The organism is Desulfomicrobium apsheronum (genome assembly GCF_900114115.1).
GTDB classification, from domain to species: Bacteria; Desulfobacterota; Desulfovibrionia; order Desulfovibrionales; family Desulfomicrobiaceae; genus Desulfomicrobium; species Desulfomicrobium apsheronum.
The window spans coordinates 214,563-236,589 of record NZ_FORX01000002.1; the positions used below are offsets into that span (position 1 = coordinate 214,563).

Annotated in this window: 21 protein-coding genes; 15 read left to right on the forward strand and 6 right to left on the reverse strand. The window is 62.1% G+C overall.

From position 1 onward, the window contains the following. Positions 1-6: 6 nt before the first annotated feature. Both aat and yjgA read left to right on the forward strand, forming a co-directional pair. Entirely contained in the window at positions 7-720 is a 714-nt protein-coding gene (gene aat / locus BMZ40_RS03095) for a leucyl/phenylalanyl-tRNA--protein transferase (protein WP_092372664.1), read from the forward strand. A gap of 18 nt (positions 721-738) precedes the next feature. After that, a complete protein-coding gene (yjgA, locus tag BMZ40_RS03100; protein ID WP_092372665.1) occupies positions 739-1,266 on the forward strand; it encodes a ribosome biogenesis factor YjgA in 528 nt (175 codons plus the stop codon). Here the strand turns inward: yjgA and BMZ40_RS03105 are convergent. Further along, positions 1,263-1,751, reverse strand: a complete 489-nt coding sequence (locus BMZ40_RS03105) for a hypothetical protein (RefSeq protein WP_092372666.1) — start codon at positions 1,749-1,751, stop codon at positions 1,263-1,265. The two genes, yjgA and BMZ40_RS03105, sit on opposite strands and share 4 nt — an antisense overlap. Positions 1,752-1,916: 165 nt before the next feature. On the opposite strand from BMZ40_RS03105, the gene BMZ40_RS03110 reads away from it, so the two are divergent. Genes BMZ40_RS03110 through BMZ40_RS03150 form a run of 9 tightly spaced genes read left to right on the forward strand, consistent with a single transcriptional unit; the run spans position 1,917 to position 12,601 of the window. Continuing rightward, complete coding sequence (locus tag BMZ40_RS03110; RefSeq protein WP_092372667.1) at positions 1,917-2,747, forward strand: phosphodiester glycosidase family protein; 831 nt, start codon at positions 1,917-1,919, stop codon at positions 2,745-2,747. A 43-nt stretch (positions 2,748-2,790) separates the two neighbouring features. Further along, entirely contained in the window at positions 2,791-4,803 is a 2,013-nt protein-coding gene (gene uvrB / locus BMZ40_RS03115) for an excinuclease ABC subunit UvrB (protein ID WP_092372668.1), read from the forward strand. Further along, positions 4,800-5,915, forward strand: a complete 1,116-nt coding sequence (locus BMZ40_RS03120; RefSeq protein WP_092372669.1) for a potassium channel family protein — start codon at positions 4,800-4,802, stop codon at positions 5,913-5,915. The genes uvrB and BMZ40_RS03120 overlap by 4 nt, the downstream gene beginning before the upstream one ends. Continuing rightward, complete coding sequence (locus tag BMZ40_RS03125; protein ID WP_092372670.1) at positions 5,912-7,762, forward strand: BRCT domain-containing protein; 1,851 nt, start codon at positions 5,912-5,914, stop codon at positions 7,760-7,762. The genes BMZ40_RS03120 and BMZ40_RS03125 overlap by 4 nt, the downstream gene beginning before the upstream one ends. Positions 7,763-7,779: 17 nt before the next feature. Further along, complete coding sequence (gene dapB, locus BMZ40_RS03130) at positions 7,780-8,565, forward strand: 4-hydroxy-tetrahydrodipicolinate reductase (RefSeq protein ID WP_092372671.1); 786 nt, start codon at positions 7,780-7,782, stop codon at positions 8,563-8,565. Continuing rightward, positions 8,566-9,468: an AAA family ATPase gene (locus BMZ40_RS03135; RefSeq protein WP_092372672.1), complete on the forward strand. Its 903-nt coding sequence runs from the start codon at positions 8,566-8,568 to the stop codon at positions 9,466-9,468. A gap of 21 nt (positions 9,469-9,489) precedes the next feature. After that, complete coding sequence (locus BMZ40_RS03140; RefSeq protein ID WP_092372673.1) at positions 9,490-10,437, forward strand: DUF58 domain-containing protein; 948 nt, start codon at positions 9,490-9,492, stop codon at positions 10,435-10,437. Then, complete coding sequence (locus tag BMZ40_RS03145; protein WP_092372674.1) at positions 10,434-12,371, forward strand: transglutaminase TgpA family protein; 1,938 nt, start codon at positions 10,434-10,436, stop codon at positions 12,369-12,371. Before BMZ40_RS03140 ends, BMZ40_RS03145 begins: the two co-directional genes overlap by 4 nt. Next, complete coding sequence (locus BMZ40_RS03150; RefSeq protein WP_092372675.1) at positions 12,371-12,601, forward strand: hypothetical protein; 231 nt, start codon at positions 12,371-12,373, stop codon at positions 12,599-12,601. The genes BMZ40_RS03145 and BMZ40_RS03150 overlap by 1 nt, the downstream gene beginning before the upstream one ends. 33 nt (positions 12,602-12,634) lie before the next feature. Here BMZ40_RS03150 and BMZ40_RS03155 read toward each other — a convergent pair whose 3' ends face one another. After that, the gene (locus tag BMZ40_RS03155) at positions 12,635-13,198 is read right to left on the reverse strand and encodes a chalcone isomerase family protein (protein WP_177192997.1); all 564 of its coding nucleotides are present in this window, start codon (positions 13,196-13,198) and stop codon (positions 12,635-12,637) included. Positions 13,199-13,335: 137 nt separating this feature from the next. Here BMZ40_RS03155 and BMZ40_RS03160 point away from each other — a divergent pair, with 137 nt between their 5' ends. The 3 genes from BMZ40_RS03160 to BMZ40_RS03170 all read left to right on the forward strand — a co-directional run bounded on the left by BMZ40_RS03160 (position 13,336) and on the right by BMZ40_RS03170 (position 16,922). Beyond that, positions 13,336-14,055 (forward strand): metallophosphoesterase family protein, encoded by a 720-nt coding sequence (locus tag BMZ40_RS03160; protein WP_092372677.1) that lies wholly within the window; start codon positions 13,336-13,338, stop codon positions 14,053-14,055. Between the two features lie 2 nt (positions 14,056-14,057). Continuing rightward, positions 14,058-15,356: a protein kinase domain-containing protein gene (locus tag BMZ40_RS03165; protein WP_245751024.1), complete on the forward strand. Its 1,299-nt coding sequence runs from the start codon at positions 14,058-14,060 to the stop codon at positions 15,354-15,356. Between the two features lie 924 nt (positions 15,357-16,280). Further along, the gene (locus BMZ40_RS03170) at positions 16,281-16,922 is read left to right on the forward strand and encodes a LysE family transporter (RefSeq protein ID WP_092372679.1); all 642 of its coding nucleotides are present in this window, start codon (positions 16,281-16,283) and stop codon (positions 16,920-16,922) included. 96 nt (positions 16,923-17,018) lie between these two features. On the opposite strand, the gene BMZ40_RS03175 is transcribed toward BMZ40_RS03170, so the two are convergent. Beyond that, positions 17,019-19,178: a malate synthase G gene (locus tag BMZ40_RS03175; RefSeq protein ID WP_092372680.1), complete on the reverse strand. Its 2,160-nt coding sequence runs from the start codon at positions 19,176-19,178 to the stop codon at positions 17,019-17,021. Between the two features lie 274 nt (positions 19,179-19,452). Between BMZ40_RS03175 and BMZ40_RS03180 the strand changes: the two genes are divergently transcribed. Next, positions 19,453-19,869, forward strand: coding sequence for a secondary thiamine-phosphate synthase enzyme YjbQ (locus tag BMZ40_RS03180; RefSeq protein WP_092188470.1), 417 nt, complete (start codon positions 19,453-19,455; stop codon positions 19,867-19,869). An 81-nt stretch (positions 19,870-19,950) separates the two neighbouring features. Here the strand turns inward: BMZ40_RS03180 and BMZ40_RS03185 are convergent, their stop codons facing one another. The 3 genes from BMZ40_RS03185 to BMZ40_RS03195 all read right to left on the reverse strand — a co-directional run bounded on the left by BMZ40_RS03185 (position 19,951) and on the right by BMZ40_RS03195 (position 22,005). Continuing rightward, the gene (locus BMZ40_RS03185) at positions 19,951-20,661 is read right to left on the reverse strand and encodes a superoxide dismutase (protein WP_092372681.1); all 711 of its coding nucleotides are present in this window, start codon (positions 20,659-20,661) and stop codon (positions 19,951-19,953) included. A gap of 255 nt (positions 20,662-20,916) precedes the next feature. Further along, the gene (locus BMZ40_RS03190) at positions 20,917-21,513 is read right to left on the reverse strand and encodes a DUF445 domain-containing protein (RefSeq protein ID WP_092372682.1); all 597 of its coding nucleotides are present in this window, start codon (positions 21,511-21,513) and stop codon (positions 20,917-20,919) included. A gap of 48 nt (positions 21,514-21,561) precedes the next feature. Further along, a complete protein-coding gene (locus BMZ40_RS03195) occupies positions 21,562-22,005 on the reverse strand; it encodes a hypothetical protein (RefSeq protein WP_092372683.1) in 444 nt (147 codons plus the stop codon). Between the last annotated feature and the right edge of the window lie 22 nt (positions 22,006-22,027).

Here is a 22,027-nt window from a genome sequence, read left to right on the forward strand (position 1 = left end):
CCCGACATGACCGTCTTTGCCCTGCCCGCCCAGCCCGCCTTTCCCGATCCGGCCCATGCCGACGAGGACGGATTGCTGGCGGTGGGCGGGGACCTCTCGCCGCACAGACTGCTCATGGCCTATGCCCAGGGCATTTTCCCCTGGTACAACGAGAACTCCCCCATCCTCTGGTGGAGTCCCGACCCCAGGCTCGTCTTGGAGCCCGCGCGCATCCACGTGCCCAAACGGCTCGATCGCATCCTGCGTCAGGGACGCTTTCGCTTCACTCTGGATACGGCCTTCGAGCAGGTCATCACCGGCTGCGCCGAGACGCCCCGGTGCGGCGCGCACGGAACCTGGATCGTCCCGGAGATGCTGGCCGCATACTGTCGCCTGCACGAACTGGGGTTCGCGCACAGCATCGAGGTCTGGTCCGGCGCGGCCCTGGTCGGCGGCCTTTACGGCGTGGCCATGGGCGGGGTGTTTTTCGGGGAATCCATGTTTTACCGCGAGCCGGACGCCTCCAAGGCCGGTCTGGTGACCCTGATGCGGGCCCTTGCGGGGGCGGGGTTTGTCCTTTTCGATTGTCAGCAGACCACCGCGCATATGCTCCGCTTCGGCGGATTCGAGATGCCGCGCGACGAATTTCTTTTTCGCCTGGAGCGGGCCCTGAAGCTGCATACTCCTCGCGGGCCCTGGCGCCTGCGTGACGGAGCCTTGATCGGCCGGGACCCTGAATAAATTTAACGGAGCCAAACAATGACTGAATTTGAACACGGAAACGAGGAAGACTGGGAAGGACGGCCAAGCAAATCGCAACGCAAGCGGGACATGGTCGCACTGCAGAAGCTCGGGGAGAGCCTCATCGAACTGGCCCCGGAACAGCTTGGACGGCTTGATCTGCATGAGGATCTGGTCGAGGCCATCCGCTTTTTTCACACCCTCAAGGACAAGGAAGCCCGGCGCCGACAGCAGCAGTTCATCGGCACGGTCATGCGCAAGATCGATCCCGTGCCCCTGCGCGAGGCCCTGGACGAACTGGATCAGCTTCGTTTTCAGCAGGCCGAGGCCTTTCACCAGATCGAGATCTGGCGCGACGCGCTGGTGGATGGAGACGGGGATGTAATGACGGAGCTGGTGGGACGATTCGGCCTTGATCCACAGCAACTGCGCCAGCTTGCAAAGCAGGCCGCAGCGGAGAAGGCCGCCGGAAAGCCGGCCAAGAACGGTCGCGCCCTGTTTCGCCTGCTGCGCCAGAGTTTCGAACGCGAGCAGGCCGGGGACTAGGGCTGGGTCATTCCCTGGTCCATGGGCTTGTGCTGGCTCAGATCATAGAGTCCGTGCACGGCGAAGGGCAGAGGATACCGGGGCACGATTTCAAAACGGATGCGCCCGATGTCCTTGCCTTCGGGCATGGAACTCAAGGGAAGCAGGCCTGCGGGCAGGGGAAATTCCAGGGAGTTGATGCTGATGCGGGTCAGCCGGTCGGCGTATCTGTTGGCGAGGTATTCGACTATCTGGTCCATTTCCTCCCGCGTGAAGGATTCGAGCAGGACCGCGCGACTGTCGCCCCGGCGTGTGGTCGGGTCCGTGTCCGGATCTTCCTGCACGAGTTCGGACCAGTCATAGCCGGTTTCCTCCGGGTTCCAGTCGGGTCGAAAGAGGTGCACGAGGACGTCACGTCGGCCCTTGAAAGCCCGGATGCAGATGGTGGCGACATGTCCGCGCGGGCAGAGGTGCGCGTTTTTTGCTTCCTGTCGAACTGTCTCCATGAAACCTTCCTCCCTGGACGGATTGATTGCGTCGCTGTTTTGGGAGATGTCTAGCACGCTTCGGGACGGGCTTCAATGCCACGCGCGCCGTTCTGCTTGAAATGATTCCGCTTCTGTGGAATGTAATTGCGAGTTGGGCCTTTTGACCATCAGGGAGCATCGAGCATGTCCGCCTTTTTTCTTCGCGCCATTTTTTCCTGCCTGGTCCTTTGCGTTCCGGCCGCTCCGCTGCATGCGGAAGAGTGGCGCGTGCTGGCGCCGGGACTTGAGCTGCGCGAGTTCCTGATTCCCGACCAGTTCGGGGATCTGGCGGGTCAGCAGAGCGCCATGGCGGTGCTGCGCATCGATTCCGGCAATTACGACGTGGCCCTGGGTTCGGCCCTGGGCACCGGGCGCATGCGCAGCATGCAGGAGTGGGCCCGGCACTCGGGATTTGTCGCGGTCATCAACGCCGGCATGTTTCGGGCCGACGACCGGATGCGCAGCACGGGCTACATGCGCGACGCCAACGTGATCATCAATTCCTTCATCCATCCGAACTACGGCGCGTTCCTGGCCTTCCATCCCCGCGACCCGGCCCTGCCCGCCCTGCGCTGGGTGGACCGCAAGAGCGACGCCGACTGGCAGGAAGTGCTGGCCGATTACGACGGGATCATCCAGAACTACCGCCTGATCAGCCGCGAGCGGGAAAATCTCTGGGAGCAGAGCGACCGCCGTCATTCCGGCGCGGCCATCGCCATGGATCAGGACGGGCGGCTGCTCTTTGTCCATTGCCGTCCCCGGCTGTCCCTGCACGAGTTTGCCCAGGCCCTCATCGACCTGCCCCTGGACCTGATCGGGGCCATGTATGTCGAGGGCGGAGCCGATGCGGCCATGTTTGTCGATGTGAACGGCTTCGTGGGGCGTTTCGTTGGCGAATATCGATCGGATTTTTTTCAAGGCAGCAACAAGAATTTCTGGCCCGCGCCCAACGTGCTGGGCATCCGGCCCAAATAAGCCCCTCATGACGCCGGGCAACGGCCCGTCGTGCAGGTTATCCATGTCTCTTTTTCAGCTCGAATCCGAATATGTTCCGCGCGGCGACCAGCCGGCGGCCATCGACGCCCTCTGCTCGGGAATCCGGCAGGGCGTGCGCGATCAGGTGCTGCTCGGCGTGACCGGCTCGGGCAAGACCTTCACCATGGGCCACGTCATCGCAAGGCTCGACCGTCCCGCCCTGATCATGGCCCCCAACAAGACCCTGGCCGCGCAGCTCTACAACGAATTCAAGGGCCTCTTCCCGCACAACGCCGTCGAATATTTCGTCAGTTATTACGACTACTACCAGCCCGAAGCCTATTTGCCGCATTCCGACACCTACATCGAGAAGGATTCGGCCATCAACGACGACATCGACAAGCTGCGCCATGCCGCCACCCACGCCCTGCTGACCCGGCGCGACGTGGTCATCATCGCCTCCGTGTCCTGCATCTATGGCCTCGGGTCGCCCGAATACTACGCCAAGATGGTCATTCCGGTGGAGTGCGGGCAGCATGTGGCCATGGAGACGATCATCGGGCGGCTGGTGGACGTGCAGTACGAGCGCAACGACTACGACCTGCATCGCGGCACTTTCCGCGTGCGCGGCGACGTGCTGGAGATCATTCCGGCCTACGAGCACGAGCAGGCCCTGCGCATTGAGTTTTTCGGGGACGAGATCGACGGGATCTACGAGACCGACCCGCTCACGGGCGAGATCCTGTCGCGCATGTCAAAGACCGTCATCTACCCGGCCAGTCATTACGTTTCGGACCGGGATAACCTGGTCCGGGCCATGGTCGACATTCGCGAGGAGCTGCGGCAGCGCCTGGAATATTTCCAGGGCAAAAACATGCTGGTCGAGGCGCAGCGTCTGGAGCAAAAGACGCAGCTCGACCTGGAGATGATCGAGGAGCTTGGCTACTGCAACGGCATCGAGAACTACTCCCTGCACCTGGACGGACGTACGACCGGACAGCCACCGGCCACGCTCATCGATTACTTTCCGAAGGATTTCCTGCTTTTCATGGACGAGTCGCACATCTCCGTGTCCCAGGTCGGGGCCATGTTCAAGGGCGACCGCTCGCGCAAGCAGACCCTGGTCGACTACGGTTTCCGGCTGCCCTCGGCCCTGGACAACCGTCCCCTGAACTTCGAGGAATTTCTGGAGCGCATCGGCACCACCGTCTTCGTCTCGGCCACGCCCGCCCCATGGGAGCTGGAGCGGGCCCAGGGCGTGGTGGTGGAGCAGATCATCAGGCCCACTGGCCTCATCGATCCCGAGGTCGAGGTCGTGCCCACGAGCGGCCAGATGGACCATCTCATGGAGCAGTGCCTGGCGCGCATCGCCGCTGACGAGCGGGTCATGGTCACGACCCTGACCAAGCGCATGGCCGAGGATCTGACCGAGTTTCTGCAGGCTCGAGGCGTGCGCGCCCGCTATCTGCATTCGGACATCGACACCCTGGAGCGGGTGGCCATCATCCAGGCCCTGCGCGCCGGGGAGTTCGACGTGCTGGTCGGCATCAACCTGCTGCGCGAAGGCCTTGATATACCGGAAGTCTCTCTGGTAGCCATGCTCGATGCCGACAAGGAGGGTTTCCTGCGTTCGACCCGGTCCCTGATCCAGACTTTCGGACGGGCCGCGCGCAACGTGAAGGGCAAGGTCCTGCTCTATGCCGACTCCGTGACCCGCTCCATGGCCGAGGCCATGGGCGAGACGCAGCGGCGCAGGGAACGTCAAACCCTCTACAACGAGGAGCACGGCATCACCCCCCAGTCCATACGCAAGACCTCGGAGAACACTCTTTACGACCTGCATCGAGAGATAAAAGAGCAGGAACGGGCGGCAGAGCGAACGGCGGACTATGATCCCGGCCCCGAGAACGCGGCCCGGGAAGTGGCCCGTCTGAGCCGCGAAATGCGCAAGGCGGCGGAAATGCTTGAATTCGAGGAGGCGGCCCGATTGCGGGACCGGATCAAGACCCTGGAGAAGCGCCATGGTCTGGATGGTTCCAGGGCGACACGATCATGAACACATGCTCACTACGGACATCATTTCTGCGCCGCTTCCTGCCGCGCTGTTCGGCGGGAATTCGCGGTTTCACCGGGCTGTACCAGATGGTCAAGTTCCGCTTTGGAACCTTTTTTCCGCTGGTTCTGGGCGCGGGCTTCCTGCTCACGGTCTTTGCCTACGGCTTGTTCATATTTCTGGTGGTGGAGGGCTGGAGCCTGCTGGACAGCTTCTATCAGGTCGTCATGACCCTCTCCACCGTTGGCTTCATGGAGCTGCACCCGCTCTCGGATCGGGCGCGGCTCATGGTCTCTTTTCTGATTCTCATGGGCGTGGGCAGTTTTGCCTATCTGGTGGGCGCTTTCACACAGGTCGTGGTCGAAGGCCGGTTGCAGGATTTATGGGGGAAACGGAAGGTGCAGAAAATCATCGATTCGCTGTCGGATCATTACATCATTTGCGGTTACGGGCGCATTGGCGCGGTGGTGGCGGAGGAACTCAGGCGGGAAAACCTGTCCGTGGTCGTCATCGAAAAGGATCCTGAGCTGCTTTTCGAGCTGGAACGGGACAACTATCTCTTCCTGGCCGGGGACGCGACCTCGGACGAGTTTCTCATCTCCGCCGGGGTGGAGCGCGCCAAGGGGCTCTTTGCCTGCGTCAGTCAGGACGCCGAGAACGTGTACATCACCCTGTCCTCGCGTCAGTTCAACTCCGAACTGACCATCATCGCCCGCGCCGACCGGCCCGAATCCGTGTCCAAGCTGGAGCGGGCCGGAGCCAACCGCGTGCTGACCCCGCACCAGATCGGGGGCAAGCGCATCGCCCAGGTCATGCTGCGGCCCACGGTCACCGATTTCATGGATCTGGCCACCCAGGGGCACAACTTGCAAATGGAGGAGATCCCCGTCCGGCCAGGGTCGGAGCTGGTGGGCAAAAATCTGATCACCTCCGGCATTCGCCCCCGATTCAACCTCATGATCATCGCCATCGAAAAGGCGGGCGGGAAGATGACCTTCAATCCGCATCCGGAGGTGACCATCGAGTCCGGGGACACGCTCATCGCCGTCGGCCCGCCTGAGAATTTTTCCGGGTTGCAGACCGTGTGCCGAGGCTCGCAGGAGGACGAGGCATGAGCCTGCCGCTGGAGCTTCCTTCCGAGGAGAGGCGGCTGGTCGAGCGACTGATCGAGTACAACGATGCCTACCGGCGGGGCGTGCCGCAGGTCAGCGACGCCCAGTACGACCTGCTGGTTGCCCGTCTGCGGGAGCTCGACCCCGAGCATCCCTTTCTGCATCGGGTCGAACCCGAGACGTTTTCCGGCAAGCGTGAAATCCGCCACCCCGTGCCCATGCTCTCCACCGACAAAGCCTACACTCCCGAGGAATTGGAGCGCTTTGTGGCCCGTGTGGAAAAGGAAGCCGGGGAGATCGGGGTCAGCGGGGTGCGCTACCGGGTCACGCCCAAGCTCGACGGCCTGGCCGGCCGCGACGACGGAACGTTCTTTGTTACGCGCGGCAACGGCGAGAGCGGTTACGAAGTCAGCTCCGCCTTCGCCAAGGGCATGATCCCGCTTGGCGGACGCGGAAGGGGCGTGGGCGAGATGGTCATCCTGCAGAGCTATTTCCAGGAGCACCTGGCCGACGCCTTCGAGCATCCGCGCAATCTGGTGGTCGGCATCGTGTCCTCGGACACGGTCAACGAATTCGCCAGAAAGGCCCTGGACGACGAGGCCGTGCATTTCGTGCCCTACTCGGAACTGCCGAGTTGGGAAGGAAGCGGGGCAGAGTTGCTTGCGCGCATGGACGCGCTTACGGAGGAGCTCTCGGGGCAGGTGGATTATCCGCTGGACGGCATGGTCGTGGAAGTGGTGAACGCGGACGTGCGCAGCAGCATGGGCGCCACCAGTCATCACTATCGCTGGCAGATAGCCGTCAAGCGCAAGGGCGAGACCGCCCTGACCGTGGTGCGGGAAGTGGTCTGGCAGGTCGGGCGCACGGGCAAGGTCACCCCTGTGCTCATGGTCGAGCCCGTGAACGTCTCCGGTGCGACCATCCGTCGGGTCACGGCCCACAACGCCGGGTTGATGGAGAAAAAGGGCCTTGGCCATGGGGCGCAGATCGAGATCATCCGCAGCGGCGAGGTCATTCCCAAGGTCGAAGCCGTGCTCGTTCCGGCACCGACCACGCTTCCCGAGAATTGTCCGTCCTGCGGCACGGCGCTTGTCCGGGAAAACGATTTTCTCATCTGCGGCAACGAGCATTGTCCCGACCAGGTCGTACAGACCATCGAACACTGGTTCAAGACGCTGGGCAACGCCGACTGGTTCGGCCGCAAAACCGTGGAAAAGCTGGTCCGATTCGGGTATGACAGTCTTGAAAAGGTGTACGAACTGGGCGAGGATGAATTTCGGGCCATGGGCTTTGGGCCCGTGCAGTCGTCCAATCTGGCCGAGGCCGTGTATCTGAGCCGCACTCGCGAGGTCGAGGACTGGCGTTTTCTGGCCGCCCTTGGCATCGAGGACCTGGGCAAGGGCGACAGCCGCAAGCTGCTTGGGCAGTTTCGCCTGGAGGATCTGCCGGAAGTCGGCCGGGAGCAGATCGAGGCCATACACGGTTTTGGCGCCATCACCGCAAGCTCCATCGCCGGGGGGCTGCAACGGGTGGCCCCGATCCTGCGCCATCTGCTGGGGCTGGGTTTCAGGATCATGGCCACCGGAGCGGCCCGCGAGCAGGTCACTGACAGCCCTCTGGCGGGCAGGCATGTGGTCTTTACCGGCAAGATGCGCGGTTCACGCGAGGACATGCAGGAAGAGGCCCGCGCCCAGGGAGCATTGGTGCAGAGCGCGGTCAATTCCAAAACCGATTTTCTCATCTGCGGCGAAAACGTCGGAGCGAGCAAGCTCGCCAAGGCCCGGCAGTTCGGGACGGCCATCCTGCAGGAAGACGAATATCTGCGTCTCATCGGCGCACAAGGGCAATAAAACACGAGGAGTCTTACATGAGCATTCCAGTCATCATCATGGGCGCCAAGGGACGGATGGGCTCGACCCTGACCCATTTGGCCATGGAGTCCGACCAGTTTACCTTGAGCGGGGTTGTGGAGCGGGCCGAATACAGCAAGGGACTGGAAACGCTGGGCTGTCCCGTCAAGCACGATCTTGCGGAGCTGCTGCCGTCCTGCCCCGGTGCGACGGTCATCGACTTCACCGCTCCGGAAGTGAGCCTGGACTCGGCCCGAAAGGCCTCGAAGACTGGCAACCCCATCGTCATCGGCACTACCGGACTCTCTGCGGACCAGCAGTCCGAACTGGAGACACTGGCCCGGGACATTCCGATCTTCTGGTCCCCGAACATGTCCATTGGCGTCAACGCCCTGGTGCGCGTTTTGCCCATGCTCGAACGCATCCTGGGCGAGGCCTACGACATGGAGATTACCGAGATCCATCATCATCACAAGAAGGACGCTCCCAGCGGCACGGCAGTCAAGCTGGCCCAGGTGCTGGCCGAGTCGCGCGGCTGGAAAATGGACGAGGTCGGCAACTACGGCCGCCAGGGCATCATCGGCGCGAGGCCTGAAAAGGAGCTGGGCGTGCACGCCCTGCGTGGCGGTGACGTGGTCGGCGATCACACTGTCTATTTCTTTGGCCCGGGCGAGCGCGTCGAGGTCACCCATCGTGCCCATTCCCGTGAGAATTTCGCACGCGGCGCATTGCGCGCGGCGACCTGGCTTTCGAGCCGCAAACCCGGCAGGCTCTATTCCATGGGCCAGCTTCTGGGAGAGTAGATGGTAGGCACCTTGCGGCAGGCTCTGGACTTGCTCGGTGGCGTGATCCTGGGCAAGGATACTCAGCTGCGCCTTTCCCTGGCCTGTCTTCTGGCCCGTGGACACCTCCTGATCGAGGACATTCCCGGCATCGGCAAGACGACTTTGGCCAAGGCCCTGGCCGTGGTGCTAGGCCTTGAATTCAAGCGGGTGCAGTTCACCAACGACCTCCTGCCGGCGGATGTGCTGGGAGTCTCGGTCTTTGACGCGGCCGAGTCCTCCTTCGTCTTCCATCCCGGTCCGGTCTTCACCAACGTGCTCCTGGCCGACGAGATCAACCGGGGCACGCCGCGCACCCAGAGCGCGCTTCTTGAGGTCATGGAAGAGCAGCAGGTCAGCCTGGACAACAGCACGCGCCTGCTGCCCAGGCCCTTTTTCGTTCTGGCCACCCAGAACGCCCTGGACCAGGCCGGAACCTACCCGCTGCCGGAGTCGCAGCTGGACCGCTTTCTTTTCCGCATCAGCCTTGGCTATCCCGATCTCGATTCCGAACTGGAGCTTCTTGGGCGCAGTCAGACCGCAGGCCGCCCGGTACTGCCCGAGGCGGTCAGCAACGCTGACGAGGTTCTCGATCTGCAGGAACGCGTCGATCATGTTCGCACCAGCGCCGCGCTGCTGCGTTACGTGCGCGATCTTTTGGATTGGACCAGAACGGGCGGGCGGTTCGTCAACGGCCTCTCCCCCCGCGCCGGGCAGGCGCTGGTCCGAGCGGCCCGCGCCTGGGCCTTTCTCGACGGCCGGGATTTCGTGCTGCCCGAGGACGTGCAGGCCGTTTTCCCCAGCCTCGCCGGACACAGATTGCGTTCGGCAGACGGTTCAGGGGTTGACCTGACCGCCATTCTGGCCGCGGTGCCCATCCCCTGAACGCCGCGCGGGGAGAACAGCATGGTTTTGCCACGGTTCATCCGTAATCTGATCCTGGCGCGGCAACGCGCGGATCTGCCCCTGCGCCTGAATCGGCGGCGGATTTACATCCTGCCCACCCGGGCCGGGACGGTCTTTGCCTTTTTTCTTCTGGCCATGCTCATCGCAGCCATCAACTATACCAATAACCTGGCCTTTTTGCTTACTTTTCTGCTGGGCAGCATTTCCATTCTTTCCGCCATCCATGCCTACGCCAACCTGGCCGGACTTGAGGTCGAGGCCGGGCGGCTCTTTCCGGCCTACTGCCTGGATGACGCGCGGTTACAGCTCTTTTTCCGGGCCGCGGGCCGGGAGCGCAGGCGTCTTTGCGTGCGCATCGGAGCGGCGGAGGCCGAGTTTTCCCTCCATGCCGGGGCCGGACTTGAGATGGATCTGAGCGTTCCGACCTCAAAGCGTGGCCTCTTGCCCCTGGGACAGGTCGTGATCAGTACCCGCTATCCTCTGGGGCTCTTTCGCGCCTGGTCCCCCCTTGTCCTTCCCGTGACCGGACTGGTCTACCCCAGACCCCTGGTCGTCGACAGGATGGACCGGCACCAGTTGCTGGGAGACGGCGATGAGGGAGGGCTCGGGATCGTCAGCCAGTCCGGAGAGTTCGGCGGCGTGCGACCCTATCGTCCGGAAGACGGACTGTCCCGGGTTTCCTGGAAGGCCTCGGCCAAGGGCGCGGGCTTGTTTTCCAAGGAATTTCGGTCCGGCGTGGCCAGGACTCTTGTCTTTGACTGGGACGAGGTCCGGGCGTCCGGCTACGAGGAGCGCATCAGCCTTTTGGCCGGACTGGTGCGGGAAGCGGAGCGCGAAGGCATAAGCTACGGGCTGCGGTTGCCGGGGCTGATGATCGAGCCGGGCAGCGGCGCAGGACAGGCGCATCGCTGCCTGGAGGCCCTGGCCTTGCTCCCGGAGGGGCCATGATCCACGACAAACGCCGCTTCAGCGTGACCCTGCTGGCTCTGGCCCTGGCCTTTGCACCGCATCTGCCCCGCGTGCCGGTCTTTGTCGGCGCGTTCGTCTGCGCGGCCTGGGGCTACGCCCTCGGGATGCAATACCGGGGCTGGCCCGTTCCGCCCCGATGGCTGCGCGTCATCCTGGCCCTCTGCTGTCTTGCCCTGGTGCTCTTCACCTATGGCCGGTCCTTCGGACGCGACGCCGGGGTGGCCCTGCTGTCCCTCATGCTTGGGCTAAAAGCCGTGGAAAGCAAGTCTGTGCGGGACATGCTGGCCCTACTTTTTCTGGCCTATTTCGTGGTCGTGACCAACGTGCTTTACTCCCAAACCCTGGTCATGAGTGCGTACATGTTTTTTTCGGTGATGGCCGTGACCGCTGCCCTGGTCCACCTGCATTCCGGCGAATCCCGCCTGCTCCCGGACCTGAGGCGTGGCGGTCTGCTCCTTGTTCAGGCCCTGCCCCTGGCCCTGCTTCTTTTTGTCTTCTTTCCGCGTCTGCAGGGCGCTCTCTGGGGCGTGCACGACGAGCGCGACGAAGGCGTCAGCGGGTTCAGCGACACTCTTGAACCGGGTTCAGTGGCCAGTCTGTCCCTGTCACGGGAGGTGGCTTTCAGGGTCGACTTTCCAGGAGCCATTCCCGATCGTGACAGCCTCTACTGGCGCGGTCTGGTGCTGGACAGCTTTGACGGCTTGACCTGGTTCCGGGATCTTCCTTACGAAGTCGCGGGCTCACGCGACGGGGGGGGGGGCGAGGGAGGCGTGCCCTACACGCTGACCATGGAGCCGCACAACCGGGAGTGGGTTTTCGCCCTTGACCTGCCCGTGCTCGCCCCCAGAGGCACGGTGCTCCGCTCCGATCAGACCCTGGCCAGCATGCGCATGGTCCGCTCGCGGGTGCGCTATGAACTCGTCTCGGTGCTGACTCCCGGTCCCGCGCCTGTTCCCGGACCGTCGTGGACCGCGTTGCCCGATGGCGGCAATCCCAGGGCTCGAGCCCTGGCGGTTCAATGGAAGGAGGCGGGCCTCTCTCCGGACGCGATGGTCGCGGCCGCGCTGGATTTTTTCAGGGAGGGCGGGTTCGTGTACAGCCTGCGTCCCGGAGCCATGGATCAAGATATCGTCGATCAGTTTTTGTTTGCAACCCGGCTGGGATATTGCGAACATTACTCCTCGGCCCTGGCCTTTCTGCTTCGCGCCGCCGGAATTCCGGCCCGGGTCGTGGTCGGCTATCAGGGCGGGGAGGAGAATCCCATGGGTGGGTACCTCATCGTCCGTCAGTCAGACGCCCACGCCTGGGTCGAAGTCTGGATCGACGGGCGCTGGCTGCGCGTGGACCCAACCTCCGTGGTTGCCCCGCAGCGGCTGGTGACGGGCGTGGAGACCTTCGTACCCCAGGGCCGGGGTGTCGTGCTGCCCGAAGGTGTCCGGGCCCTGCGCAAGGTGGGACGTTTTTTTCAACTGGGATGGGACGCGGCCAACAACTCCTGGAATCAATGGGTGCTTGGCTTCAGCCATGAACGGCAGCGCGGCTTGTGGGAGCGTCTGGGCCTCGATCCCGCCACCCGGGCCGGAGCCGGAAAATTGGCCGGCATCCTGGCCGTGGGGCTATGTACCGTTCTGGGCGTTGTGATCGGCTTCATGCTGCGGGCGCGTCGTGACCGACGGGATCCGGTCGTGTCCTTGTACGCCCGCTTTTGCCGTAAACTGGAAAAACACGGATTGCCCAGAGGTCCTGCCGAGGGACCGCGCGATTTCGCCCGGCGCATTGGCTCGCTACGTCCCGATCTGGCCCAGCCTGTCAGGGATATTGCTGACGGCTACGTGGCGCTGCGTTATAGCGGCCGGGGAGACCTTGCGGCATTCAAGAGGCTCATTGACGAATTCATGGGGAGAAAGAATTGATGGAAGAAAAAAAGGGTGCCCTGGTGCCGGTGGAAAAGAGGGAAGAGGCTCCGATCACGCCGGTGGAGCAGGAATACGAGCACGCCAAGTCATACTTCAAGGAATCGACGCTTCAGGCGGCCAAGGTCAACGCGGCGTTGCTGACCGTGCTGGGGGTGTTCGTGGTGCGGGGAATCCGGTATGCTTGGGAAGCCTTGAGCTGCCGTTTTCCATGGCGCAGGAAAAAGTGAAGGCGCCCCTAGGCGCCTTGGAATTCGTTTTTTTTAGCGTTGGCCCAGAATTCCGGCCTTGAATTTTTCACCCGGTCCGGGTTTGGGCCCGATCCAGCAGGCGAGCAGGGCATCGTTGAAATCCTTGCCCGGGATCACGCCCTTGAGCTGGTCACGCACCACGATTCTGGTTCCAGCCGCCGGATCATACAGGCAGCTCAGGGTCTCGCCCTTGTTCATGGTTTCCATAAAGCTCCCGAGTGTCGCGAAGCGCTCCTTGAGGGATGCATCGGCGGCGGGAGTGTTGGCCTCCAGCCCGTCCAGCCATGCGCTGGAGATCTTTTCGGCTTCGACCTTGCGCAGAAAATGCATGGTCATGCCCCGGGGAGCATCCGTGGTCAGGATCGTCCCGGAGTCTGTGGAGGGCGCGGTCAGGTAGAGCCCGGCTGCATAGACGTCGAAGAAGGTGAAGGTGCGCATCCCGAGACCGTTCAAGGTCAGGGTGGATTCACCCAGCGTGAGCTGGTCGGACAGGGTGACGTCACCGATCCGGCCGCCCGAGGCTGGGGATGCGATGCTCAGAATGATCATGCACATGAAGATGTATTTGCGAATCATGAGTGAACCCTTTATTGCTATCATGTTGAAATATTGAAATTGTCTTGCTGGAAAGTTGCTAGTGTTGAGCGTTCGCTTAGCATTGGTTTTGCAAAATGAAAAGGGGGTGATGACGTTATCACCCTGGCGGAGAATGCATGCTGGTCGCGATTCTTTCGGATATTCACGGCAACATCGAAGCCCTGGACGCTGTCTGGCAGGACATGGCTCCGCTACCTGTCGAACGGATCGTGAGTCTGGGCGATGTAGTCGGCTACGGGCCGAATCCCGAAGAAGCCGTCATCTCGGTGCGCGAGCATGACGTAGTGTGCTGCATGGGCAACCATGAACTCGGCATCGTCAACGCGACGGAGCGCGCCTGGTTCAACTCCACGGCGCAAAAGGGACTGGGCCTGACCGCGAGCCTGCTGTCTTCCGAGAGTTTGCACTACATCGGCTCCCTGCCCCGTTTTCTGTGCCACGCCGGGGCCAGGTTCGTGCACGGGTTCCCGCCTGACAGCGTGACCACCTATCTGTTCCAGGTCGATGATGCGGCCCTTGAGCGCTGGTTTGCGCAAGGTGAGGCGCTGACCTTTGTCGGGCACACCCACGAGCTGGGTCTGGTTGGCTGGGACGGGACCGAGGTCGTGCGTAAGGATCTTGGGCGGGAGAGGTTCATGCTGGACGGGAATCCCTGCGTCATCAACGCGGGCAGCGTCGGACAGCCCCGAGACGGAAACAACAACGCCAAATACCTGCTCTGGAATACCCAGACGGGCCTGATCGAAGTGCGCTTCGTCCCCTACGACATCGAGCGCACCGTGGCCAAAATCCGCGAGCGGGGATTTCCAGACTTTTACGCCACGAGGCTCTGGTGACCATGAAGATCGGGCGCTACAATATTTTGGGAGGCCTTGGTCGGGGCGGCATGGGCGGGGTCTACAAGGTCCGGCACCAGGCTCTGGGGCGGGTCATGGCCCTGAAGCTTCTGCAGCCCCACGAGCTGCTGAACGAGCTTATGGGCGAGGAAGCTGTAAGGTCCGCTTTTTTACGTGAGGCAAGGCTCCTGGGTTCATGCGAGCATCGCAACATCGCCTCGGCCCTCGATCTGGACGAGGACCGGGGGCGGCCCTTCATGGTCCTTGAGTACCTGTGCATGAACGCGGGCGGTCTCATCGGCGAAGGGCGCGTGGTCGAGGACGTGACGCGGGCCGTGCCGCCGCGCACCGCCCTTGATTTCGTGCGTCAGACCCTGGACGGACTGGAATATCTGCACGGCCGGGGCATCGTCCATCTCGACGTCAAGCCCGGCAACCTGATGCTCGGCGGCGACGGGACGATCAAGCTCATCGACCTTGGTCTGTCACGACTGCGCGGTGAGGTCTGGGTCAAGCCGAAGGGTCTCAAGATCGGTTCTCCGTATTACGCCGCACCGGAACAGGAAGACAGCCCCGAGAAGGCGGACGAGCGGGCCGACCTTTATGCCGTGGGGGTGGTCCTGCATCGTCTGGTCAGCGGATTTTTGCCCGTGGACGGCCTGGCTGATTCGCCCGTCCTTTCCGGAGCGTGGCGGGAATTTTTCACGCGGGCCCTGGCCGATGATCCCGATGCGCGCTTTCAGGATGCAGGCGCCATGCGCGATGCCCTGGCGGTGCTGGAAGCAGATCTGCAAAGACGTTCAAGCAATGACTGCGTGCTGCCGGAGCCTGTCTGTACCGTCATGGGCAGGTTGCGCTCGACGCCGCTGCGCACCGGCGTTGGGCCGCGTCCCTTTGATTTTCTGGACGAGCTGTACCGCCCGCTGGCCTATCACGATGGAGAACTCGAAGAGGTCGCGGACGGATGGCTGGACCGATGCACCGGCCTGCTCTGGGGGCCCGTCTCCCCCTGGCCCATGACCTGGGACGAAGGCATGGCCTCCGCAGCTTCCGGGGCGTCGGGGGGCGAGGCGGCCGAAGGCTGGCGCATGCCCACGGTAGAGGAGCTGGTCTCCTTGCTGCGGCCCGGACTGGCGCTGGATGAGTTTTGTCACAGGCCCTTTGGCGACAGGTACTTATGGCTCTGGACAGGGGATCGGCGCAGTTATACATCGGCCTGGTTCGTCGATGTAGGGGGAGGCGCGGTGCTGGCCCAGGACCGGAGCTGCCGTTTTCATGTCCGGCTGGTCCGGTCCGTGTGAAACAGGGTGGCCGGTGCAATCGTGGGAGGGGAGGGCGAAAAATTTTTCGCCCCTACACCGTCCCAACACGGTGCCTGCACGGTGCCAACACGGTGCCAAGACGGTGCCAACACGGCCCTCCCACACCAATACGGTAACACCGTAGTTGGGCAGACCTACGTGTCTGCCCAACCTCGGTGTAAGGCGAGAGGAACACGTAGGGCCGCATGGAAGAAGGGCGACCACGCAGGGTCGCCCCTACGGTATGTATATACCGAATCGTTGCGACCACGGTATGCATATATCGGATCATGCCGACCATGTGATGACAAATACCAGGGCGCAACATCGTAGGGGCAGACCTACGTGTCTGCCCAACCTCGGTGTAAGGCGAGAGGAACACGCAGGGCCGCATGGAAGAAGGGCGACCACGCAGGGTCGCCCCTACGGTATGCATGTATCGGATCATGGTGGGCGCGGTATGCATGTATCGGATCATGACGGGCATGCGCGATGATGGATTCCAGGGCGTAACGCCGTAGGGGCGAAAAATTTTTCGCCCCTATACCGTCCCAACACGGTGCCTGCACGGTGCCAAGACGGTGCCAACACGGCCCCAACACCGCCCACACCGACACCGCACCACCGTAGGGGCAGACCTGCGTGTCTGCCCAACCTCGGTGTAAGGCGAGAGGAACACGCAGGGTCGCATGGAAGAAGGGCGGCCACGCAGGGCCGCCCCTACGGTATGTATATACCGAATCGTTGCGACCACGGTATGCATATATCGGATCATGCCGACCATGCGATGACGAATACCAGGGCGCAACATCGTAGGGGCAGACCTACGTGTCTGCCCAATCTCGGTGCAAGGACGCAAGGCGCAACACCGTAGGGGCGAAAAATTTTTCGCCCCCCCCCCCCCCCCAATCACGGAGGATAATCGTGGATAATGGTTTTTGGCAGGTTTTTGCGGTGGGGGTGGCCGTGGCCGTGGCGCCGGGGCCGGATTTTTTCATGGTCTTGCGCAACAGCCTCTCCCGTGGCCGTCTGGCAGGGGTCATGACGGCGCTGGGCATTGGGTCGGCCCTGGTTGTGCATGTGGTTTATTCCGTGCTCGGGCTGGCGCTCGTCATCGCCTCCAGCCCGGCCGTGTTCGGTCTGATCCGCATCTGCGGGGCGATATATCTGCTGTACATCGCGGGCAGGTGCCTGTTCGGCAAAAAAGCGGCCATGCCCGACGCCTGTGTCCAGGTGGACGCGGCAGAAGGCAGGGACTCCGTGCTGCGCGGTTGGCGGGAGGGATTCTGGTGCAACCTCTTGAATCCCAAGGCCGCCCTCTTTTTTCTGAGCATCTTTTCCCAGTTCATGACTCCCGCGACGCCCAATTTTCTTCGCTGGGTCTACGGAGCCGAGGTCATCGTCATCGTCACGGCCTGGTTCACGCTGCTTGCGCTCTTTTTATCTACGGGACGCATGCGCGGCATGTACGCGGGCGTGGCGCGCTGGATCGACGGCGGCGTGGGCGTGATTTTCGGAGGGGTCGGGTGCTCGATTTTAGTGCAGGAAGCGAGACGGGTGTTGTAGCGGAATCTTTTTTTCGGGGAAAAAAAATTTGGGCCCGCCAGGATGTCTATGTCCTGGTGGGCCCATTTGCGTTGCCGGGTGTTCAGGATGCAGGCGTCATCCTCTAAGTTTCTTCAGTTCCCGTCTTCTGGCGTGCAGAATTGGCTCCGTGTAGCCGTTGGGCTGTTCGCGACCCTTGAAAATCAGGTCGCAGGCGGCCTGAAAGGCGACACTCGCATCGAAGTCCGGAGCCATGGGCCGATAGGCTGGGTCTCCTTCGTTCTGACGGTCCACCACCGCGGCCATGCGTTCCAGGGTGGCGCGGACCTGTTCCATGCTGCACAGACCGTGGTGCAGCCAGTTGGCCAGGTACTGGCTGGAGATGCGCAGGGTGGCGCGGTCTTCCATCAGGCCCACGTCGGTTATGTCCGGCACCTTGGAACAGCCGATGCCCTGATCGACCCAGCGCACCACGTAGCCCAGGATGCCCTGGCAGTTGTTGTCCAGCTCGCGATGGAGCTCCTCCCCGGAGAGCGCCCGGTCGAGCAGGGGCAGGGTCAGAAGTTCGTTCAGGCTGGATCTCTTCTTGCCCTGCAGTTCCGCCTGGCGGGCAAAGACATCCACCTCGTGGTAATGCATGGCGTGCAGGGTCGCGGCCGTGGGCGATGGCACCCAGGCGCAGTTGGCCCCGGCTAGGGGGTGCCCTTGCTTGGTCTCGACCATCTGCTTCATGCGATCGGGCATGGCCCACATGCCCTTGCCGATCTGGGCCTTTCCGGAAAATCCGCAGGCCAGGCCCGTGTCCACGTTCCAATCCTCATAGGACAGAATCCAGCTGGCATTCTTCATGGCCGCCTTTGGGACCATGGGGCCGGCTTCCATGCTGGTGTGGATTTCGTCGCCGGTGCGGTCCAGGAAGCCGGTGTTGATGAAAATGACCCGGTCCTTGGCCGCGCGAATGCATTCCGCCAGATTGACCGATGTTCTGCGCTCCTCGTCCATGATACCGATCTTCATGGTGTGACGGGGCATGCCCAGCGCGTCCTCCACACGGTCGAAAAGGTCGCAGGCGAAGGCGACTTCCTCGGGACCATGCATCTTGGGTTTGACGATGTAGACGCTGCCCGCGCGGCTGTTGCGCAGGGAGCCGAGTTCCTTGAGGTCGTGCAACGCGACAAGGCCGGTGACCATGGCGTCGAGGATGCCCTCCAGAACTTCGTCGGAACCGAGCAGGACCGCGTCCGTGGTCATGAGATGGCCCACGTTGCGCACCAGTAGAAGGCTGCGGCCGGGCAGGGTCAGGGGGGCGCCGTCCGGAGCCGTGTACGTGCGGTCGGGGTTCAGGCTGCGGCTGACTGTCTTGCCGCCTTTGGGAAAGGAGGCTTTGAGGTCGCCGCGCAGCAGGCCCAGCCAGTTGGCGTATGTCTGGGCCTTGTCCTCCCCGTCGACGGCGGCGATAGAGTCCTCGAAATCGACGATGGTGGTCATGGCCGCTTCCAGGACCACGTCCTTGAGGCCTGCGGGATGGGCCTTGCCCACTGGATGATCGCGGTCGAAATGCAGTTCGATGTGCAGGCCGTTGTTCCTGAAGAGCAGGACACCGGGCGCGAATCCTGCGAAAGCACGTGGATTCAACAGCGATGTCTTGCCGTCCCGCAACTCGGCTTCGACTTCCCGGCCGGAGTCCGTTTGCGTGAGGTGGTATTCCTGAACGTCGGCGTGGCTGCCCCGGCTCAGAGGCAGGACCTTGTCCAGAAAACGGCCCGCGAATTCGACAACCTTGGCCCCGCGCACGGGATTGTATGCTCCGGAGCGCGTCGCGCCGTCGTCCTCGCTGAGCACGTCCGTGCCGTACAGGGCGTCGTAGAGACTGCCCCAGCGGGCGTTGGCGGCGTTCAGGGCGTAGCGTGCGTTGGTGGCAGGCACGACCAGCTGCGGCCCGGCGATGGAGGATATTTCAGGATCGACGCCGCTGGTCCCGATGGTGAAGGGCAAACCCTCCGGTACGATGTAACCAATCTCGCGCAGCAGCTGCTCGTAAGCGACGGCGTCATGGATTTCGTTCTTGTGGCGCTTGTGCCAGGAATCGATGGTGTCCTGCAGATATTGGCGCTTGGCCAGCAGCTCACGGTTGCGGGGTGACAGGTCGTGCAGGATTTTTTCCAGGGCGGCCCAGAACTCCGTGTCCGTCACGCCGGTTCCGGGCGTGGCTTTTTCGCGAATCAGGTCATGAAGGGGCTTTGCGACGTTCAATCCGCCGACAGGGATATGAGTCATGGTCTGCTCCTTGGTTGGAATGGAAATTGGTCCTACCAATATCAGGGCGCAGCCTTTGGGTCAACGCCTCGTGCGCGGATACTCTTGTTGCTGGTCCATAAAGGCGATGGCCATGTTGTCGATTGGCCAGGTCAAAAGACCGCTGTGGGCGATCGGAAATGCCAGGCAATCTTTTTTGTTGGGTATTTGCTCAACCTGCTCTTGAATCGGAAGCGCACGGCGGATACGTGTCGATCATGCACAACAGATTGCAATCGCATTCAACGGGGGATTCATGAAAAGCTATCGCAAGGAACTCTGGTTCCAGGTGCCGACCCGCCGGGCCTTCATCAACATTACGGGCGATGTCGAGCAATGCCTGGCCGAGAGCGGCATAAGGGAAGGGCTCGTGCTCGTGAACGCCATGCACATCACCGCCTCGGTCTTCATCAACGACGACGAGTCCGGTCTGCATCACGACTACGAAAAGTGGCTGGAAAAGCTGGCGCCGCATGAACCGGTCTCGCAGTACCGGCACAATGTGGGCGAGGACAACGCCGACGCGCACATGAAACGGCAGATCATGGGCCGCGAGGTGGTCGTGGCCGTGACCGGCGGGCGTCTCGATTTTGGGACCTGGGAGCGGATCTTCTATGGGGAGTTCGACGGACGCAGGAAAAAGCGGGTGCTGGTCAAGATCATCGGTGAGTGAGGTTCCATTGCGCTTGCACGATACAAAACGCCTTCCGCGGTGGTGATGCGGAAGGCGTTTTCCCGTTTGCGTCGGGGAGGATCAACCCAGATTCGCGGCGGCGAATTCCCAGTTGATCAGCTTTTCCAGCACGGCCTTGACATAGTCGGCCCTGCGATTCTGGTAGTCCAGGTAGTAGGCGTGCTCCCAGACATCGATGGTAAGAAGGGGCTTCAATCCGCTGGTCATGGGCGTGTCAGCGTTCATGGTGTTCATGACCTTGAGCTTGTCGCCGTCAGCCACCAGCCAGGCCCATCCGCTGGCAAAACGTCCGACGGCGGCGGCACTTAGTTCCTTCAGGCAGGTGTCCAGATCGCCGAAGGAATCGTTGATCCTGTTCTTCAGATCGGCGGGAGGCGTTCCTCCGCCCTTGGGAGAGAGGCTCTGCCAGTAAAATGAGTGGTTCCAGGTCTGGGCGGCATTGTTGAAGATGGCGGTCTTGTCCGCCTTGTCGCTCGTTTCGAGGATGATTTTTTCCAGGGACATGTCGGCGAATTCGCTGCCCGCGATAAGTTTGTTCAGATTGTTGAAGTAGCCCTTGTGGTGCTTGCCGTAATGAAAGCCGATGGTCCTGGCGGAAATGACGGGTTCCAGGGCGTTTTCCGCGTAGGGCAACGCCGAAAGTTCGAGGGGGGCTGCCCAGGCGGGACCCCGCAGGCCGCCCAGGGCAAAAAGGAGAGCGGCGCTGGAAGTGGCTGCCAGAAATTTTCGGCGGGTCAAACCGCACGAAGGTTCCAGAAGGGATTTGTTCATGGCTGTACCTCGGATGTGGTGACGTTTTGGGACAAATCGCGTGAATTTCGAATGCCGTGGGAAGTGCTGCCGTCATCTGCGTCGGCATCTCTTCCGGATACGAGTTCACGGGAGACCTGACTTTGCCCGTATCGCGTTTTGTCGGCTCAAGGCAAGCCTGATTGAAATTGATGTCCGAGGGGTGAACGGAATGGGCCCTGAAATGCCGATGGCCGCGCGAGGCGGCCATCGATGGGGCACTGGATGGTGCGGAGGCTAGAAGAAAATCAGGCCCTGGATCAGGCCTATCATCGCGCCCAGGACCGCGCCCACCACTTCGATGAACCGGAATTCCTTGGACATGATGGACATGAGCAGCACTTCGAGCCTTTCCATGGAGAGGTTTTCGATCTTGTCCTGGATGAGCTTCCTGAAATCCAGGGAAGTTTCCAATTCGCTTGTCGCGGTTTCAAGCAGGCCCGGCACGATGCGATCCAGTTCCTTGTCCAGCAGCCCTTTGATCTTTTCCATCATGGGGCCGTCCAGAAACATGGCGATCATGGGATTCAGGGTTCCCAGGCGTTTGGACAGGAATTCGGCGAAGCCGTCCTGGATTCTGTCCTTGAGCTTGGCCGCGAATTCGGGACGGCGCATGACGTTCTGGATGTCGTCGTGGGAGAGAAGCTCGCCCTCGATGACGGCGGCCAGATTCATGGCCAGCGCTTTTTGCCTCTTGGGAAAGATTCCCTGCACCGTCAGGCTACCGATCTGCACCGGGCGGCGCGGGTGAAAGAGCATCTTGATGGCGATGAAGTTGGTGATCCAGCCGATAAAGGCGCAGATCAGGGTCGAAAAGCACAGTTTCAAAAGCATGGGAATCTCCGGATCGCGAATTCAGGCCCGTCGGGACGGGCCACGTTTCTATTCGGCGCTGGGCGGGACCTGCTGGTCCATGGTGCGGGGAATGTCGTTTTTGAGCGTGCTCTTGATCTGGGCGGTGAAGGCCGCAAGACCCTGGATCTGGATGCCGTCCAGCATCTCGGCCTCGGACTCGATCTTGGAGCAGGCCTTGGCGCTGGACCAGATCAGGTGGATGCCCGCAGTCTGCTTCACGCCTGCCGCGTTGGCCAGCTCGATGACGGCCATGGCATTCGAGCGGCGGACCTGTTTCTTGACCTGGGCAGGCAGGGCTGGGACCTTGAGCAGGTCGTTCTTGGTCAAAAACATGTAGGTCAGGCTCATGCTCGGACTGGACATGGCCTGGTTGCGAAAGCCTGCGTCCACGCTCACGCCCTGTTCCTGGGCGGATTTGATCATGTGAAACAGGTCTCCGGCGATGCTCTGGGCGTAGTTCTTTTCTGTCATGGTAACCTCGTGTTGATGGTGC

Coding starts and splice junctions, on each gene's coding strand:
- aat (WP_092372664.1), top strand. CDS start 7: ATGACCGTCTTTGCCCTGCCCGCCCAGCCCGCCTTTCCCGATCCGGCC.
- yjgA (WP_092372665.1), top strand. CDS start 739: ATGACTGAATTTGAACACGGAAACGAGGAAGACTGGGAAGGACGGCCA.
- BMZ40_RS03105 (WP_092372666.1), bottom strand. CDS start 1,751: ATGGAGACAGTTCGACAGGAAGCAAAAAACGCGCACCTCTGCCCGCGC.
- BMZ40_RS03110 (WP_092372667.1), top strand. CDS start 1,917: ATGTCCGCCTTTTTTCTTCGCGCCATTTTTTCCTGCCTGGTCCTTTGC.
- uvrB (WP_092372668.1), top strand. CDS start 2,791: ATGTCTCTTTTTCAGCTCGAATCCGAATATGTTCCGCGCGGCGACCAG.
- BMZ40_RS03120 (WP_092372669.1), top strand. CDS start 4,800: ATGAACACATGCTCACTACGGACATCATTTCTGCGCCGCTTCCTGCCG.
- BMZ40_RS03125 (WP_092372670.1), top strand. CDS start 5,912: ATGAGCCTGCCGCTGGAGCTTCCTTCCGAGGAGAGGCGGCTGGTCGAG.
- dapB (WP_092372671.1), top strand. CDS start 7,780: ATGAGCATTCCAGTCATCATCATGGGCGCCAAGGGACGGATGGGCTCG.
- BMZ40_RS03135 (WP_092372672.1), top strand. CDS start 8,566: ATGGTAGGCACCTTGCGGCAGGCTCTGGACTTGCTCGGTGGCGTGATC.
- BMZ40_RS03140 (WP_092372673.1), top strand. CDS start 9,490: ATGGTTTTGCCACGGTTCATCCGTAATCTGATCCTGGCGCGGCAACGC.
- BMZ40_RS03145 (WP_092372674.1), top strand. CDS start 10,434: ATGATCCACGACAAACGCCGCTTCAGCGTGACCCTGCTGGCTCTGGCC.
- BMZ40_RS03150 (WP_092372675.1), top strand. CDS start 12,371: ATGGAAGAAAAAAAGGGTGCCCTGGTGCCGGTGGAAAAGAGGGAAGAG.
- BMZ40_RS03155 (WP_177192997.1), bottom strand. CDS start 13,198: ATGATTCGCAAATACATCTTCATGTGCATGATCATTCTGAGCATCGCA.
- BMZ40_RS03160 (WP_092372677.1), top strand. CDS start 13,336: ATGCTGGTCGCGATTCTTTCGGATATTCACGGCAACATCGAAGCCCTG.
- BMZ40_RS03165 (WP_245751024.1), top strand. CDS start 14,058: ATGAAGATCGGGCGCTACAATATTTTGGGAGGCCTTGGTCGGGGCGGC.
- BMZ40_RS03175 (WP_092372680.1), bottom strand. CDS start 19,178: ATGACTCATATCCCTGTCGGCGGATTGAACGTCGCAAAGCCCCTTCAT.
- BMZ40_RS03180 (WP_092188470.1), top strand. CDS start 19,453: ATGAAAAGCTATCGCAAGGAACTCTGGTTCCAGGTGCCGACCCGCCGG.
- BMZ40_RS03185 (WP_092372681.1), bottom strand. CDS start 20,661: ATGAACAAATCCCTTCTGGAACCTTCGTGCGGTTTGACCCGCCGAAAA.
- BMZ40_RS03190 (WP_092372682.1), bottom strand. CDS start 21,513: ATGCTTTTGAAACTGTGCTTTTCGACCCTGATCTGCGCCTTTATCGGC.
- BMZ40_RS03195 (WP_092372683.1), bottom strand. CDS start 22,005: ATGACAGAAAAGAACTACGCCCAGAGCATCGCCGGAGACCTGTTTCAC.